We start from the raw sequence: 14968 nt of genomic DNA, 5'->3' as shown, positions 1-14968 counted from the left end.
CTCACGAAAATCACCCTCATTTCGTGCGGTGTTGGGCGATGTGAGTACACAGAGAGCGCAGGGATGCAAAAACCAACTGATTCTGTTCGCCGTCCGAGCGAAGCTGGAATCCGTAGCGCCTTGATACCGTCAATGACATCTCCAGCATGTCGATCGAATCGAGTCCCAGGGTGTCGCCATACAAGGCACCATCGGGTTCGATTTCGTCCGACGCCACATCGAGATTCAAAGCTTCGACGATCAAGGCCGCCACTTCAGGGATCAGTTCGTCAAGGTCAGCTGGCGCATTCAATTCGATCACGATTGGCCTTCACGAGGTTCGACTTCTGCGCGGCGAAAGGCCAGCACCGCATTGCTGCCACCAAAGGCAAAGGAATTCGACAGCGCTGCGCGCAAAGGCACACCGCGCCGGCCTTCGAACACATGATCCACGCCTTCGCAGGCGGGATCCACCCGGCCGGCCAAATGCGCCGTGGGTGGAATCGCCTGTTCGCGCAGGCTCATCACAGTGGCCACCGCCTCAATGGCGCCGCCGGCACCCAGCAGGTGACCGTGCATGGATTTCGTGGCGCTCACCGGCAAGGCGGCGGCACGTTCTGCGAACACGATTTTGAGTGCCGCAATTTCGGTGGGATCCCCCTCCGTCGTCGCTGTGCCGTGTGCATTGACATACCCGATGTCCTCAGGCAACAGGCCACCATCGAGCAAGGCCCCGCGGATCGCGCGCACCTGCCCGGCAGCATCCGGGCGCACCAGGTGGCTGTGATCGCAGGTGGCACCATAGCCCACCATTTCCGCGTGGATGCGGGCACCGCGTTGCACCGCGTGGTCCCAGTCTTCCAGCACCAGCGCCGCGCCACCTTCACCCAGCACCAGCCCTCGGCGGTCGGCCGCAAAGGGGCGGCATGCCATGGGCGCGGTGTCGGCGTCACCCGGAGCAATCAAGCGCATGGCTTCCCAAGCGCGCGCCACACCGTAGGCATGAGAAGCGTCGGATCCGCCTGTAATCACCACCTGGGCATCACCGGCACGGATCCGGCGAAACGCCTCGCCAATGGCGACCGAAGCCGACGCGCAGGCGGCCGTGTGACTAGAGCTGGCGCCACCCAGCCCCAGCTGAATGGACACATGGGCATTGACGGCATTGTTCATGCCCATCACAACACCCAGAGGCGACAGCCGCTCGCGGCCGTTTTGCCACATGTCGCGGTAGCCTTTTTCAAACGCAAGAATGCCGCCCAGCGCCGTACCCCACAGGCAGGCCCAGTCATCGCGTTGACCATCGGGCTGGACGCCGCGCACCAGGCCCGCATCGGCCCAGGCATCGAAAGCTGCGGCCACGCCCAGATGGCAAAACCGTTCCATCATGCTGGCCAAGGGCTTGCCCAAGACCTGTTCAGGATCGAAAGAGGCACACAGCCCAAAAGGCATGTTCAAGGGTCGAGGCTTGTCTTGCGTGACCAGCAGGCGAATGGCGGAATCGCCTGCGACCAGGTGGTCGAAAAACGCCTGCACCCCGCCGTCACCATAAGGATTCACCACGCCCAGGCCCGTGACAGCCACACGGCGGCGCGTCATGGAGCAGCAGCTTTGGCGGCCATCAAACTGTCGAGCAACCGAAGCATCTCACCCACGGTTTTGGGGATTTCAACGCTGGAATCGATGGAAATGCCCAGATTGTCTTCGGCTTCAAACATCAGTTCAGCGAGCATGAGGGAGTCGACTCCCAGGTCGGACAGCACAGCGGCGGGTACCACCTGCTCTGGGTCTGCACCTAGCCGGTCCTGCAGAAAGTTGCGTATCAGTTCGATCGATTGCATGGCATACATTTGAGCGTGAGCCGCCGGACGGATCCCCAGGAAATGGCATCGAGCCACGCCCAAGGACGGTTCCGAACCGTGAGGCCCCATGGAAAACGCCCCGGAAGGCGCATCGTTTGCGTATTTTTTAAGCAGTTGATTGTACAGTCAGCCACTCCCGGTTTCCCCAACCCAACACCCCGCCACCGCCCGCCCATGGCCTCTTCCGCTGGATACGCAATTCTCTCGCCGCCCCCCCTGCCCCTCACACTGCATCGGGGCAGACAATGACCACTCACTGGACCCGCGCCATAGCGCACCGCATGGGCACGCTCTGGCTGCTCAAAATGGTGGGCACCGCCGCGTTCATGACCTTGTTCTTTTGGGCTTACTTCACGGTTCTTGAGCATCCGTTGCGGGAACCTGTGGTGGTGCCCACCCTGTGGCTTGACGCCTGGGTACCGCTGGCGCCTGCTGCTTTCGCTGTTTACATTTCACTGTGGGTGTATGTGTCACTGGCGCCGGCGCTGATCTCCAACCTCCGCGCATTGCTGCACTACGGCCTCTGGGTCTCGGCACTGTGCCTGTTCTGTCTGGCCATTTTCTGGTGTGTGCCGACGCAAACGCCTGTCCTGGACATCGACTGGAGCCTCTACCCTGGCCTCTCCCTGATCAAGGGCATGGACGCAGCGGGCAACGCCCTGCCCTCCCTGCACGTGGGCTCTGCCGTGTTTTCCGCCTTCTGGCTGCACCGGGTGCTCACCACCGTGAACGCGCCAGCCTGGTTGCGCTGGATCAATGTGGTGCATTGCGCTGCCATCGCCTGGTCCACGATGGCCACCCGCCAGCACGTGGCCTGGGATGTGATCGCCGGAGCGGCGGTTGGCACTCTGTTTGCCTGGCTGTCTCTGCGGTCTTTGCAATGGGGAAAAGCGCCGATCGCGGCCTGACGCCCAATACCTTTCCGAGGAAAACCATGTCCAGCAACGTCTCCGCCACTCTGGGGCCCATCGTGACCCTGCTGTCGGCTGCAGTGATCGCCGTGCCCCTGTTCCGAAAATTGGGGCTGGGCTCGGTGCTCGCCTATTTTGCGGCGGGCTTGCTGGTGGGGCCTTCGGGCGTGCGCCTGTTCACCGATCCCCAGGCCATCCTGCATTTCTCAGAGCTGGGCGTGGTGATGTTTCTGTTCATCATCGGTCTGGAGATGCGCCCGCAACGGCTTTGGAGCATGCGCCGCGACATTTTTGGCCTGGGCCTGGCGCAGGTGCTGCTGTGCACGGCCCTGCTCACTGCGCTGGGCCTGCTCCTGAACCTTTCGCCCCTGGTGGCTTTTGTCGGCGCTGCAGGTTTCGTGCTCTCTTCCACTGCGGTGGTGGCGCAGGTGCTCAACGAGCGCGGCGAGACCCACACGATCGCGGGACAGCAGGCGGTGTCCATCCTGCTGCTGGAAGACCTGGCCGTGGTTCCGCTGCTGATTCTGGTGGCGTTTCTGGCACCCGACCATGTCGCCACACCTGGCAGCGAGTGGCGCTCGTTGGGCGTGGCTTTGGCGGCGGTGGGCCTGCTGGTCGCGGCCAGCCGGTGGGTGATCAACCCGGTGTTCGCGTTGCTCGCCGCGTCGCGGGTGCGTGAAGTGATGACGGCAGGTGCCCTGCTGGTGGTGCTCGGGGCGGCCTTGCTCATGGAGGCCAGCGGTTTGTCCATGGCCATGGGCGCCTTCATGGCGGGGGTGTTGCTCTCGGGCTCCAGCTACCGCCACCAGATCGAGGTCGACATCGAGCCGTTCAAGGGCATCTTGCTGGGGCTATTTTTCCTGGCCGTGGGCATGTCACTGGACCTGGCTCTGGTCGCACAACAGTGGCACACCATCATCGTCATTCTGCTGGGTTACATGGCGGTGAAGGCGCTGGGTATTTACGCTGTGGCACGGCTCTTTGGCAGCAACCGGCGCGTGGCGCTGGCGCGCATGACGCTCTTTGCTCAGGGCGGGGAATTCGCCTTCGTCCTGTTCGCAGCCGCACAAACACAAGGCCTCATCGATGCGCCAACACAGGCTTTGCTGTCGGCCGTGATCATTCTCTCCATGGCCCTGACGCCGCTGGTGCTGCTGTTGGCCAAACGACTGACGCCGGCCGAAACGCCGTCCATGCACGAGACGGAAGCGGCCCAAGACCTCAAAGGCAAAGTTTTGCTGATCGGCTTTGGCCGCTTTGGCCAGATCGCCAGCCAGGGATTGCTGGCGCGTGGATACGAAGTGTCCACCATCGACAACAACCCCGACCGGATTCGGGATGCCGCGCGTTTTGGCTACAAGGTGTATTACGGAGACGGCGCACGCCTGGACATCCTGCATGCCTCGGGTGCACAACATGCACAGGTGGTCCTCGTTTGCGTCGACGACCGCGATGCCTGCAAGCACATTGTCGAGCTGGTCAAAAGCGAATTCCCGCAGGCCGCCGTGCTGGCCCGCGCCTACGACCGGTACCACGCCATCGAGCTGCTCCAGGCCGGCGCCGACGTTCAGATGCGCGAGACACTGGAATCGGCCCTTTCGCTCGGCTGCGCAGCCCTGGAGCACCTCGGGCTGGATGAGACTGAGGCCCGAGAGGTCATTGACAACATCCGCTTGCGCGATCAGGCGCGTTTGGCGATCCAGGTCTGTGAAGGTGTCAAACCGGATCCCAGCTACACATCCGCGATGCTGGCGCCCGAGCCCTTGAGCCCGGTCGCCGCAACGGGCACGCCAAACGATTGATCAGGCCTTGAACCGGGCCGTCGTGGTCGCCACGCGTTCGCCAAACAGGCGCGCTGTTTCCAGATCCCCCGGCAGCATTTCATGGGCGCCCGCATCCGAAGGACTCTGGGCCATGGCCCCGCTGTACGAACCCACATAGTTGACATCGTTGCGCTGGGCCGCCTTGCTGTTGCTGGGCAACATGCCCAAGCCCACCCACACGCCGCCGTGCTGCATGGCCAGCGTGAACAGGTAGTTCAACGTGGACAGCTTGTCGCCATTCATGGCGGCGCTGTTGGTAAAACCGGCGAAGAGCTTGTCTTTCCATTGCTGGCTGAACCAGGGCTTGCTGGAGGCGTCCGCGAACTTCTTGAACTGCCAGCTCACGGAGCCCATGTAAGTCGGGCTGCCCATGATGATGGCATCGGCCTCGCTCAGCAGCTCCCAGCCGCCTTCTGGCAGGTTGCCATCGGCATCGATGGCCAGCAACTCGGCGTTGGCGCCATCGGCCACCGACTGGGCCATGCGCTGGGTATGGCCGTAGCCGGAATGGAAAACAACAACAATCTTGCTCACAGGGAAGACTCCAGGGATGCACATCGGTCGACGTGCTGGTTGAGAAAAAACGAAAAAGTCAGCGGCTGCCAGGCAGCAGCCGCACGGGCCAACGCCTCAAGCCGCGAGGTCGAACACCAGGACTTCGGCCTGGTCCGCGGCATCCAGCTTCAGCAAAGGCTCGTGGGCCAGTGCGACGGCGTCACCCGCCTTCAGGGCCTCACCGTTGACACTGAGCGCACCGCGCACCAGATGGACATAGGCCTTGCGCGAAGGGTCCAACGGCAGATTCACCACATCGCCTTCGTTCAGCAAACCTGCGTACAGGGCTGCGTCGGCATGGATGGTGACCGCCCCCGAAGCGCCATCGGGCGCGGCCACCAGCCGCAACTGGCCCTGTTTCTCAGCGTCGGCAAATGTCTTCTGTTCGTAGCCCGGCGCGATGCCGCGCACATTGGGTTCGATCCAGATCTGCAGGAAATGCGTGGTCTGGTCCGGCGCGTGGTTGAACTCGCTGTGGCGCACACCCTGCCCTGCACTCATGCGCTGCACATCGCCGGGGGGAATGCCTTTGACGTTGCCCATGCTGTCCTTGTGGGCCAGGTTGCCCTGCAGCACGTAGCTGATGATTTCCATGTCCTTGTGGCCATGTTCGCCAAAACCCATGCCCGGAGCGATGCGGTCTTCGTTGATGACACGCAGATTGCCCCAGCCCATCCGCTGCGGATCATGGTAATCGGCAAAGGAGAATGAGTGCTGGCTCTTCAACCAGCCATGATCGGCGAAACCTCGGGCTTCGGAACGGCGAATGTGCATCATGGTGAACAGTCCTTCTGGGTGCGCCTGGCTTGCCGGTGAAAGACCGGTGACTGAACCAGAGCGACTGAGATCCATTGTGAAATCGTCGAGGCCCACTTAGGGGGCACGCGGTTGATGGCATCATTCAAATTAATTGAACAAACAACCGCTCTTCATACATGTCCAAGCCCAATTCACGTGCAGCCCTGTCCCCGGAAAACCTGGGCTTGATTGAAGCCATTCACCGGCTGGGCAGCATGGCCGCTGCTGCACGGGAATACGGCATGGTGCCGAGCGCGCTGACCTACCGCGTGCGGCAGGTGGAAGATGCCCTGGACGTCTTGCTGTTCGATCGCAGCGCGCGCCGCGCCCAACTGACACCGGCGGGGGCAGAGCTGCTTCGGGCTGGCCAGGCCTTGCTGCTGGAGCTGGATGCCGTGGCCGAGCGGGTCAAGCGTGTCGCCACGGGCTGGGAGCCCCAGTTCACGCTGGCGGTCGACGCCATCGTCGCGCGGGCCACCCTGTTTGAATTGTGTGAGGCTTTTTATGCGGAGGGTGCGCCCACCCGCATCAAGATTCGCGCAGAAACCTTGTCGGGCACCATGGAAGCTTTGCAGCGAGGTCAAGCCGACCTGGCGCTGGGTGTGGGTGCCGCCGAAGCTGTACCTGATATCCACACAGCCCTGCTGGGCACCGTGCAATTCGTGTACGCAGTGGCACCCCACCACCCTCTGGCGGCGCTGGACCATCCGCTGTGCGATGAAGAGATGCGCAGCCACCGCGCGGTGGCTGTCGCGGACACGGCGCGGCAAGGCAGCGGCATCACCCACAACTTGTTTGCAGGGCAGGACGTGCTCACCGTGCCCACCATGCAGCACAAACTTGAAGCCCAGCTTCGAGGCATCGGTGCAGGGTACTTGCCATTGCCTTTGGCACAACCCTACATTGCTGCCGGGCGTCTGATCGTCAAAGCGGTGGAGCAACCCCGAGATCCCTTCCGCCTCAATTACGCCTGGCGCAACACACGCAACGCCGGCGACAGGGGTCGCGCCCTCAACTGGTGGCTGGCCCGACTGCAACACGCAAAAACCCGCGAAGCCTTGCTCCACAACCACCACCAGAGCTGAGCCCGTCACTTTCTTGTTTCCACTGTGTTCGTGCGCGCGTCAGGGCTGATACAGTCAGACCCACATAGGTCAACCGGCAAAGAGACATGAACAAGAGCAAGCCCAGCAGTGCCCCGTCCAGAACCCCGCGAAAAACCCCGGTCAAATCGACCGCCCGAAAGAAACCCGCAGCGGTGAAAACGCCCATGCACATCGCCGTGGTCGGCGCCGGCATGGCTGGCGTGGTGTGCGCCCGAACGCTGCTGCAAGCGGGACACCGTGTCACGCTGATTGAAAAGAGCCAGGGATTTGGTGGGCGCATGGCAACACGCAGCACCGAGTTCGGTGGCTTTGATCATGGCGCACAGTACTTCACCGTGCGCGATAAACGATTCGCCCAGGTGCTGCTGTCCGCGCAAGACCAGGTCAAGGCCTGGAGCGTGAGCACCGTGAGGGTGCTCGACGAACTGGGCCATGTGCTCGCCAGCGCACCACCGCCCACCGAGCCCCATTTCGTGGCGGTGCCGGGCATGAGCGGTCTGGTGAACCACTGGGCCCAGCCCCTGGTTTATCCGGAACGCCACAACGTCACGGGGGCCACCACACTCACCGGCGTCCGGGTCACCCTCATCGAGCGCGATGCGCTCAATCCCGAACAATGGCAGTTGCGCGCTGAAGGCGACGATGGCGGCCAGCAAGTTGTGGGGGGCTTCGACCGGGTGGTGCTGGCCATGCCCCATTTGCAAACCCACGATCTGCTGCTGGCCTCGGGCCACTCGCCCGAACTGCGCCAGCAACTCAAGCCGGTGCAAGTCGCGCCTTGCTGGACCCTGATGGTGGCCTACCCGAACGCGATGCAGCCTAACCTGCCACACATTGGGCCCCAGTGGAACGCTGCACGAAGCACCCACCACCGCATCAGCTGGCTGGCCCGGGAAAACAGCAAGCCTGGCCGTGAACGCATTGAGCGTTGGACCATCCAGGCCAGCCCTGCCTGGTCCGCCAAACACCTGGAAGACGACGCCGAGCGCGTCAAAGCCAAGCTCCTCAAGGGTTTCGCCGAAATCACCGGCATCCGGGTGACCCCGGCCCATGCCGTGGTGCACCGTTGGCGCTTCGCCCAGACCCAAAAACCACTGGGCCGGCCTTTCATCCTGGACGCCGAACTGGGCATCGGCCTGTGTGGCGACTGGTGCCTGGGCCACCGCGTAGAAGACGCTTTCGTCTCCGGACTGGAGCTGGCGCTGGCGATGGCGTGAGTCCCGCAGGCTGCGATCCTTTTGGCGCGGGATCAGACCCAGGCCATCTTCGTTCTTCAGCGGGGCGATCAATCCCAACGCAGAGCCGGCCCAAAGAAAGTCAACCCCCTCGCGGGCAGCGACCCACCCAATGGCGGAGCGTGGGGGCCAATCAACCGCAGCGCAGGGCCGCCCCAAGCCAGGTCAGCCCCCTCGAGAGGCAGCAACCCGCGCAGCGGCGGAACGTGGGGGCCAATCGACCGCAGCGCAGGGCCGCCCCAAGTCAGGTCAGCCCCCTCGAGGGGCAGCAACCCGCGCAGCGGCGGAACGTGGGGGCCCATCGACCGCAGCGCAGGGCCGCCCCAAGCCAGGTCAGCCCCCTCGGGGGGCAGCGACCCGCGCAGCGGCGGAGCGTGGGGGTGCCAGGACCGCAGCGCAGGGCCGCCCCAAGCCAGGTCAGCCCCCTCGGGGGGCAGCGACCCGCGCAGCGGCAGAGCGTGGGGGCCCATCGACCGCAGCGCAGGGCCGCCCCAAGCCAGGTCAGCCCCCTCGGGGGGCAGCGACCCGCGCAGCAGCAGAGCGTGGGGGCCCATCGACCGCAGCGCAGGGCCGCCCCAAGCCAGGTCAGCCCCCTCGGGGGGCAGCGACCCGCGCAGCGGCGGAGCGTGGGGGCATTGTCATGAACTACCGGGGACGATTTGCCCCCTCCCCCACAGGCCCGCTGCACGCGGGTTCCCTTGTGGCGGCGCTGGCCAGCTGGCTGGATGCACGCGCCCATGGCGGCACCTGGATCGTGCGCATGGAAGACGTGGACACCCCGCGCTGCATCCCTGGCGCCGATGCGCTCATCCGTCAACAACTGGCAGCCTGTGGGCTGGTGAGCGATGAGCCGGTGCTGTACCAATCGCAACGGGCATCGATGTACCAGCGCGCACTTGACCGCCTGATGCAGCACCAGCATGCCTACCCCTGTGGGTGTTCCCGGAAAGACATCGAAGAGACCCTGGCATCACGGGGTCTGCACACGGATCGACACCACTCAGCCGTCTACCCTGGCACTTGCAGGCCTGAAAACGGTGGCCTGAAAGGCAAACCCGCCCGAGCCTGGCGTCTGGCCGTGCCTGAGCCGTCTGATATCACCTGGACCGACCTGCAACTGGGTCCGCAGCACCAGAACGTGGGCAAGGCCGTTGGTGACTTTGTGCTCAAACGCGCCGACGGCCTGTGGGCGTACCAGCTGGCGGTGGTGGTGGACGACGCCGATCAAGGCATCACCCATGTCGTGCGCGGTCAGGACTTGCTCGACAACACCCCCCGTCAGATCGTGCTGCAGTTGCTGCTGGAGGTGCCACAACCCCGCTACCGACATATTCCCCTGGTGTTGGGCGAGAACGGTGAAAAGCTCAGCAAGCAAAACGGTGCACAGGCACTCGATCTCAACGACCCCGCGGGGTCGCTCCGTCAGGCAGCTGCGCATCTGGGGTTACCGTCCTGCCCGGGCACCGTGCCTGAAAGCCTGCAAACCTGGCTGAAAGACTGGGCTTGTACACCGGCAACGAACAAACACCCGGCAACACTTTGACGGCCCCAGCACGAACAACCTGTAACATATTCACCTGCCTCGCCGAGGCCGAGGGAATCGCTCCGGTCGCCGTCCCAGAAACACAAGGAACCCTTGCGTGAACCCCATCCCCCTGATCGAATCGCTGGAACGGATGGCCGATCCCCTGGCCGATGACGCCGTGGCCGCCTTCATGGCAACCCATGATCCGCTGGACACCACCGGGCTGACACTGGCCACCCGGCTCATGGCGAGCTGGACCACCAATGGCGCGCTGAGCGGCTGGCAGCCCGAAGGTGCTGCAACCGACCCACACACCGTGAAGGCCCTGCAGGACTACCTGGCCGAAGGTGCGGTCCTGCCTGAGTGGGCAGACCCTGCCAAAGTGGCCAGAGCCGAAAAGCTGTTCATGGACCACGGCCCACTGTCGTGCACCCTGCTGTTCTGCACCAGCCTGCCCGAGTGCTACGTGCTGCCCGACCTGGCCGAAGTGCTGCACATTGCGGGCCAGCTGGAAGCGCACACCGAGCACCGCATTCGCCAGACCGCCGCCATGGTGTTTCCGGTCATGATGCGCGGCGGACTATTGAGCCCTGAGGGCTCCGGCGTGGCCCAGGTCCTCAAGGTCCGGCTGATTCACGCGACCATCCGGCACCTCATCTTGCGGGGGCATCCCGGTTCGGTCATCGGTGCAATGCCCCCCGTGAACACCCACACGCCTCAGCCCAACCTTTACGCAGCCCTGATGTCGCACGGGTGGAATACCGACACCCAGGGCCTGCCGTGCAACCAGGTGGAACTGGCCTATACCCTGCTCACCTTCAGCTACAGTTTTCTGCAAGGCATGCGCCGTCTGGGCCTGCCTTTGTCACCCCAAGACGAAGAGGCCTATCTGCATACCTGGAATGTCATGGGCCATGTGCTGGGAATCCGGCGCGAGCTGATGGTGCACACGGTGGCCGAAGCGCAGGCGTTGTTCGAGCGCATTCGACAGCACGCACAGGCGCGTGAGCAGCGCGTAGCACCCGATCCGCGCCCGGCCCTCGGACAAGCGCTCATGCAAACCATGGCCGATGCCATCAAGCTGCCGGTGATCCGGCACATCCCGGTGCCGCTGACCCAGTGGCTCATTGGCATGAAAACAGCGAAGTCCGTCGGCATAAACCAGCAGGTGCCGTGGTTCACCTGGGTGGTGTTCCTGCTCGGCCTGGGTTTGACGCGCGCGATCGACACCGTGGTCCGCTGGGTGTCCCCCAGGTTCTCCCTCTCCCGCCTCCTGACACGCATCATCGGCTACCACCTGCTCACCCGATTTCTGCTTGACCAGACCCGCCCACTGCGTTTGCCGATCCACGTGATCAATGCCATGCAAGACACCGTGTCCCAATGGAGCGACGATCCCCATGCGCTGCCCTGGCTCAACCGCCTTGAAGACCGTTTCACCACGGCGGGGCCCTGGCGCAACACCTGATGCGGCCCTTTCGAACCATGCACATCCGCTCCACTGTGTTCTTTCCTGCCCGATTCGTCCTTTTGCTGATGCTGGCCAGCATCGCACTGTGGTGGCCCGGGCTGGCATCGGCAGCCGGGGCTGCGCCTCACAACATCGCGGCGCAAAGCCCTTACTGGGTGGATGCCTCCGGGCAAGCCACCATCGAGCAGGTGGCCCAGTTTGCGCCCACCGAATTTCAAGCCTTGCAACCGAATCAGGCGTTTCGCCTGGGCGAAGCTGCACTCTGGGTGCGGCTGGATTTGCCCCCCCTGGACCCCACCGAACGCTGGCACCTCCTGTTTGATTCTTCAGCCTTCATCGACAGCGTGAACCTGTACCTGCCCGATGGAAACGCAGGATGGAAGATCAACCGGGCGGGCGACTCACTGCCGGTGGCGCAATGGTCCATCCCCGACCGATCTCCCGTGTTCGAAGTGGGTGCCGGTGGCTACACCGCGTGGCTGCGCATGGCCAGCAAGCCCACCCCGCTGAGCCCGCGCTACCACCTCATCTCGCAGTCGGATCTTCAAAGCAAGCGCCACTGGACCTATCTGATGCTCGGCGGCTACCTGGGCTTCGGGTTGCTGGTGATGTTCCTGGGATGGGTGCACGCGCGCCTCTACCGCGACCGTGCGTTCGTGATCTACATGGTCTACGTGGGCTGCATGCTGGGATTTCAGCTCGCGTTCACGGGTATCGGGGGCCTGTTTTTCTGGCCAGACTGGGCCTGGTGGAACAACGCCTCACCCGCCGTCTTCATGCTCTGGCTGGCCGCTACCGGCAACTGGTTTGTGGCCGAAGTGTGTGCCATCGCTCGCTACAGCCAGCGAGCGGCGACAGCGGCTTTGGCTTTCTCTGTGGTGGGCCTGCTGTACCCGGTGGTGTACCTAACCCTGAACAACGCCACTGCACTGCTGCTTCTCAATCTCTACGGCCTGCTCACGGTTGTGATTGGCCCCGTCATGACCATTTGGGCCTGGCGCCGGGGAGAACGTTACGCGGGCTGGCTGGCACTGGGCTTCCTGCCGCTGCAAATAGGCTACTTTTTCCCCGCCCTGCGCGCGGCAGGCCTGATCACAGACAGCTGGGCCACGCAATACAGTGTGTTGATCGGTTCGGCCATTGAAATCCCGGTGCTGCTCTACATCCTCCACCACCGGGCGAAGCACTTCAACGAAAACCGGGCCCGGCTGCGCACGCTGGAGAGCACCGATCCCCTGACGGGCCTGACCGTCATGCCCGTGCTCCGGCTGCGCATGCGCGACGCCATGCGCCGGGCGGAGCGCTATGGGCACCAATGCGCCGTGCTGGTCGTCGAGCTGGCCAACCACGCGGAAATTGTGGCGGTCGAAGGGCGGGAAGTGGGGGACAGGGCGCTGGTGATCGCGGCGTCCAAGCTTTCACGCGTGGTGCGCGATGTGGACACGGTCTGCCGGATGGCCAATACCCGGTTTACCATTCTGATTGAAGGCCCCGTGGCCTTGCCACAGATCAAACTCATCGCCCAGCACTTTGTCGTCAAGGGGCTGGAAAGAACCTCCATATTGCCGGGCGACCTGGACTTGCGGTTTCGCATGGTGTCGATCCTGCTGCCCGCAGGTGCAGCCATCCTGGAACACACCGAAGCGCCGGACGAGCGCCGCGTGCTCTCGCATCTGGAGAAATCGCTGGACCTGCTGGGCGCCGATTCCCGAAAGATGGTGATGCACCTGCCCGAAGGCTCCGTCTTGCCAGGCCATGCAGTTGGCTCCGCCTGAACCTGGGTCGGTGCCTTGTGCATCTTTGTGGGCGTGGGCGTGGGCGTGAAGATCGCGGCCCCGCCTACAATCGGGGTCGACCTCTCTCCCCTGCCATGAACGCCGAACACGAAAACCCCTCGTCCGCCCCACCCTCCCCCGAAGAGACCACACCAGCGCCAGCAGGGGCTCCCGACGGCGACAAGCCCTACATGCGGGTGATCAAGAGCTACGTGCTGCGTGCCGGGCGCACGGGCCCGGGGCAAGCCAGGGCCTACCAGCAGCACGGCCCCAAATACCTCTTGACTTACCAGCCTGAGCCGCTGGACGTCGAAACGGCGTTTGGCCGCAGCGCGCCTCTGTTCATGGAAATTGGCTTCGGCATGGGCGGCGCCACCGCGCACATCGCCCAGGTGCGACCAGACGACAATTTCATCTGCTGTGAAGTGCATGAGCCGGGCGTGGGCTCCCTGCTCAAACTGATCGGCGAAAACGGCATCGAGAACATCCGCATCTTCCGCCACGATGCGGTGGAAGTACTGGACCACATGCTCGGCGAACAAAGCCTGGACGGGGTGCACATCTTCTTTCCCGACCCCTGGCACAAAAGCCGTCACCACAAGCGCCGCCTGATCCAGGGCCCGTTTGTGAACCGCCTGGCGCGCCACATCAAACCGGGCGGTTACCTCCACCTGGCCACCGACTGGGAGCCCTACGCGGAGCAGATGCATGCGGTGTTGAAGGCCGAGCCGCTGCTGGTCAACACCGCTGCCGAGCCTGGCCCCCACGGCTGCGCCCCCAAGCCCGACTACCGTCCGCTGACCAAATTCGAGAACCGCGGCATCAAACTCGGCCACGGGGTCTGGGATCTGATTTACCAGCGGGTCTGACGGCTCAGGTCGGCACAAGGCCGCTTTCACGGCCATCTCCCTGAACCCACCGCATGTCTCGCAGTCCCGGCAACCCCAATATCCCGGCGCTCCATGGCGTGGCCGCCAGCTGCGTGGCCCTGCCCACCACAAAGCCCGCGCCATGGGCCACCGTGCTGGACTACCTGGCCCACAGAATGCCGGCGGTTTCGCACAACGGATGGACCGAGCGATTTGCCCGCGGCCTGGTGCTCTCTGAGAACGGCGAAGCGCTGCTGCCCACCGAGCCGTTTCGAGGGGGGCACCGCGTTTATTACTACCGCGAACTGCCGAACGAACAAGCGGTGCCCTTCGAGGAAACCGTGCTGTTTCAGGATGAGCACCTGGTGGTCGCCGACAAACCCCACTTTCTCCCGGTGACGCCGGGCGGGCGATTTGTGCAGGAAACGCTGCTGGTGCGTCTGCAACGGCGCCTGAACCTGCCAGCGCTCGCGCCCTTGCACCGCATTGACCGGGAAACCGCCGGGCTGGTGCTGTTCGCCGTGCAACCCGCAGAACGCGGCGCCTACCATGCGCTGTTCAGTGGACACGAAATGCACAAAACCTACGAGGCCATCGCGGCCGCGACTTGCGCACTGACCTGGCCCCATATCCGCCAAAGCCGCCTGGTGGAGCACCCGACCGAGTTCTACCGCATGTGCGAGGCCGACGAAACTTCAACGCCCAACAGCGAAACACACGTGAACCTGCTGGAGCAACGGGGCAACTGGGCACGCTATCAACTGACACCCGTCACGGGCAAACGGCACCAGTTGCGGGTTCACATGAACGCCCTGGGCCTGCCCATTGCAGGCGACCAGCTCTACCCGACCGTGCAGCACGGACCCGACGATCTGGAGGATTTTTCGAAACCGTTGCAGCTGCTGGCCCAGCACATCGGTTTCACCGATCCGATCACCGGAGCCGTGCGGGCGTTTCAGAGCGAGCGAAACCTGGAGTGGCCCAAGGATGCGGCTCAAACCGGGCTCAATTCAAAGTGAGAAAACAGCGAGCGCCCTCAGACCGTGGTGCAGGACCGCA

General features: G+C 63.8%; 14 protein-coding genes. 9 read left to right on the top strand and 5 right to left on the bottom strand.

Annotated elements, in window-relative coordinates; all coding sequences use genetic code 11:
• Positions 1-16 precede the first annotated feature (16 nt).
• From E5678_RS02470 to E5678_RS02460, 3 genes are read right to left on the bottom strand one after another with little or no spacing between them, the layout of a single operon-like run.
• Positions 17-301, bottom strand: coding sequence for a phosphopantetheine-binding protein (locus tag E5678_RS02470; RefSeq protein ID WP_247596886.1), 285 nt, complete (start codon positions 299-301; stop codon positions 17-19).
• Positions 298-1578: a beta-ketoacyl-[acyl-carrier-protein] synthase family protein gene (locus tag E5678_RS02465; RefSeq protein ID WP_136177060.1), complete on the bottom strand. Its 1281-nt coding sequence runs from the start codon at positions 1576-1578 to the stop codon at positions 298-300. The genes E5678_RS02470 and E5678_RS02465 overlap by 4 nt, the downstream gene beginning before the upstream one ends.
• Positions 1575-1820 (bottom strand): acyl carrier protein, encoded by a 246-nt coding sequence (locus tag E5678_RS02460; RefSeq protein WP_136177059.1) that lies wholly within the window; start codon positions 1818-1820, stop codon positions 1575-1577. Before E5678_RS02460 ends, E5678_RS02465 begins: the two co-directional genes overlap by 4 nt.
• Positions 1821-2086: 266 nt before the next feature.
• Between E5678_RS02460 and E5678_RS02455 the strand changes: the two genes are divergently transcribed.
• Positions 2087-2749, top strand: a complete 663-nt coding sequence (locus tag E5678_RS02455) for a phosphatase PAP2 family protein (RefSeq protein ID WP_210731970.1) — start codon at positions 2087-2089, stop codon at positions 2747-2749.
• A 26-nt stretch (positions 2750-2775) separates the two neighbouring features.
• On the top strand, positions 2776-4554 hold the full coding sequence (locus tag E5678_RS02450; protein ID WP_136177058.1) for a monovalent cation:proton antiporter-2 (CPA2) family protein: 1779 nt from the start codon (positions 2776-2778) through the stop codon (positions 4552-4554).
• Here E5678_RS02450 and E5678_RS02445 read toward each other — a convergent pair whose 3' ends face one another.
• Entirely contained in the window at positions 4555-5109 is a 555-nt protein-coding gene (locus E5678_RS02445) for a flavodoxin family protein (protein ID WP_136177057.1), read from the bottom strand.
• Positions 5110-5205: 96 nt separating this feature from the next.
• Positions 5206-5907: a pirin family protein gene (locus E5678_RS02440; protein ID WP_136177056.1), complete on the bottom strand. Its 702-nt coding sequence runs from the start codon at positions 5905-5907 to the stop codon at positions 5206-5208.
• Positions 5908-6065: 158 nt separating this feature from the next.
• On the opposite strand from E5678_RS02440, the gene E5678_RS02435 reads away from it, so the two are divergent.
• From E5678_RS02435 to E5678_RS02400, 7 genes are all read left to right on the top strand, one after another.
• Complete coding sequence (locus tag E5678_RS02435; protein WP_136177055.1) at positions 6066-7013, top strand: LysR family transcriptional regulator; 948 nt, start codon at positions 6066-6068, stop codon at positions 7011-7013.
• A gap of 185 nt (positions 7014-7198) precedes the next feature.
• On the top strand, positions 7199-8251 hold the full coding sequence (locus E5678_RS02430; RefSeq protein ID WP_136180594.1) for an FAD-dependent oxidoreductase: 1053 nt from the start codon (positions 7199-7201) through the stop codon (positions 8249-8251).
• A gap of 658 nt (positions 8252-8909) precedes the next feature.
• A complete protein-coding gene (gene gluQRS / locus E5678_RS02420; RefSeq protein ID WP_136177053.1) occupies positions 8910-9812 on the top strand; it encodes a tRNA glutamyl-Q(34) synthetase GluQRS in 903 nt (300 codons plus the stop codon).
• A gap of 97 nt (positions 9813-9909) precedes the next feature.
• Positions 9910-11262, top strand: coding sequence for an oxygenase MpaB family protein (locus tag E5678_RS02415; RefSeq protein ID WP_136177052.1), 1353 nt, complete (start codon positions 9910-9912; stop codon positions 11260-11262).
• 17 nt (positions 11263-11279) lie between these two features.
• A complete protein-coding gene (locus tag E5678_RS02410; RefSeq protein WP_168708470.1) occupies positions 11280-13040 on the top strand; it encodes a 7TM diverse intracellular signaling domain-containing protein in 1761 nt (586 codons plus the stop codon).
• Between the two features lie 95 nt (positions 13041-13135).
• Positions 13136-13909, top strand: coding sequence for a tRNA (guanosine(46)-N7)-methyltransferase TrmB (trmB, locus tag E5678_RS02405; RefSeq protein ID WP_136177050.1), 774 nt, complete (start codon positions 13136-13138; stop codon positions 13907-13909).
• 53 nt (positions 13910-13962) lie between these two features.
• Positions 13963-14928 carry a pseudouridine synthase gene (locus E5678_RS02400; RefSeq protein ID WP_136177049.1) on the top strand — a complete coding sequence of 322 codons (966 nt, stop codon included), beginning with the start codon at positions 13963-13965 and terminating at the stop codon, positions 14926-14928.
• The last annotated feature ends 40 nt before the right edge of the window (positions 14929-14968 follow it).

This window comes from Hydrogenophaga sp. PAMC20947 (assembly GCF_004795855.1).
In the GTDB taxonomy this organism is placed as follows: domain Bacteria; phylum Pseudomonadota; class Gammaproteobacteria; order Burkholderiales; family Burkholderiaceae_C; genus Hydrogenophaga.
The sequence above is the reverse complement of the archived record's forward strand: the minus strand, read 5'-3'. Positions and strand labels throughout refer to the sequence as shown.

Coding starts and splice junctions, on each gene's coding strand:
- E5678_RS02440 (WP_136177056.1), bottom strand. CDS start 5,907: ATGATGCACATTCGCCGTTCCGAAGCCCGAGGTTTCGCCGATCATGGC.
- E5678_RS02465 (WP_136177060.1), bottom strand. CDS start 1,578: ATGACGCGCCGCCGTGTGGCTGTCACGGGCCTGGGCGTGGTGAATCCT.
- E5678_RS02460 (WP_136177059.1), bottom strand. CDS start 1,820: ATGCAATCGATCGAACTGATACGCAACTTTCTGCAGGACCGGCTAGGT.
- E5678_RS02435 (WP_136177055.1), top strand. CDS start 6,066: ATGTCCAAGCCCAATTCACGTGCAGCCCTGTCCCCGGAAAACCTGGGC.
- E5678_RS02430 (WP_136180594.1), top strand. CDS start 7,199: ATGCACATCGCCGTGGTCGGCGCCGGCATGGCTGGCGTGGTGTGCGCC.
- E5678_RS02455 (WP_210731970.1), top strand. CDS start 2,087: ATGACCACTCACTGGACCCGCGCCATAGCGCACCGCATGGGCACGCTC.
- E5678_RS02400 (WP_136177049.1), top strand. CDS start 13,963: ATGTCTCGCAGTCCCGGCAACCCCAATATCCCGGCGCTCCATGGCGTG.
- gluQRS (WP_136177053.1), top strand. CDS start 8,910: ATGAACTACCGGGGACGATTTGCCCCCTCCCCCACAGGCCCGCTGCAC.
- E5678_RS02410 (WP_168708470.1), top strand. CDS start 11,280: ATGCACATCCGCTCCACTGTGTTCTTTCCTGCCCGATTCGTCCTTTTG.
- E5678_RS02450 (WP_136177058.1), top strand. CDS start 2,776: ATGTCCAGCAACGTCTCCGCCACTCTGGGGCCCATCGTGACCCTGCTG.
- trmB (WP_136177050.1), top strand. CDS start 13,136: ATGAACGCCGAACACGAAAACCCCTCGTCCGCCCCACCCTCCCCCGAA.